The sequence below is a fragment of the Bacillus paramycoides genome (genome assembly GCF_001884235.1).
GTDB lineage: Bacteria > Bacillota > Bacilli > Bacillales > Bacillaceae_G > Bacillus_A > Bacillus_A paramycoides.
This window is the reverse complement of sequence record NZ_MAOI01000103.1, coordinates 1-1035: the sequence shown is the minus strand read 5'-3', so window position 1 is coordinate 1035 and position 1035 is coordinate 1. Positions and strand designations below refer to the sequence as shown.

The window sequence follows — 1035 nt, the reverse complement described above, 5'->3', positions numbered from 1 at the left end:
CACATCCATCAACTTAAGGATTTAGACTATTCTTGAAGTTAAAAGCACGTTACTATTCTCTTATGTTAATGAGAAAGGGTGACGTGCTTTTTATGAATATGCATCAAAAACAAGAGTTGTCTTTATTTGCCGAAGAGTTATATCGCTATATGTCTCCCGCTACACTTAATCAATTAGCTATAGAAGCAGGCGGAATGAAACGAAAACGTAAGTGCCATGGGCACCATTTTTTATCTTTGTGTGTATGGTTAAATCAACAAATCGCTACTACCTCTCTTACTCAACTTTGTAGTCAATTAGAAACTTCAACAGGAATTTTATTAAGTCCTGAGGGACTTAATCGGCGATTTAACTCGGCTTCTGTAGCCTTCTTTCGAACTGTATTCACTACACTTCTACAGGCTAAAATTGGGGGATTATCTAAGATTTCTCATGCTCTTTCTGCCTATTTTGAGCGTATTCTTATCCTTGATTCTACAACATTTCAAGTGCCGGATCGATTTGCATCTACTTATCCTGGTGCCGGAGGATGTAGTCATAAAGCTGGTGTAAAAATTCAACTAGAGTATGACTTGTTGAGTGGAGAATTTTCTGATGTGAAAATTGAACCAGGAAAACGAAGTGATCAGGCGTATGGTGCGACTCGAACAGGTATGGCGCAAAAGAATGAACTATATATTCGTGACTTAGGATATTTTCGTTTACAAGATTTTAAGTCTATTCAAGATAAGCAAGGATATTATTTATCACGTCTTAAGTTACCAACTAAAATATATAGAAAAGAATTCGAAGCAGTCGTATTTAAAACAAAACCCGCTCAACTGAGGACGGTATATATACAAATTCATTTGGAAGACATCATGAGCCAATTACAACCTGGCCAAGTGTATGAATTACATGATGTATATGTAGGGAGCAAAGACAAATTACCTACTCGCATTGTGGTTTATAAATGTACGGAGGAGCAAAAACAAAAACGCCTACGTGATCGAGCTATTCGTGAAAAGAAAAAAGGGATTACATATACAGAGCGTA

1 protein-coding gene is annotated in these 1035 nt (G+C 36.7%); it reads left to right on the top strand.

Annotated elements, in window-relative coordinates:
• Positions 1-92: 92 nt before the first annotated feature.
• Positions 93-1035: IS4 family transposase (locus BAU28_RS22450; RefSeq protein ID WP_116500448.1), on the top strand; the 943-nt coding region annotated here is incomplete at its 3' end.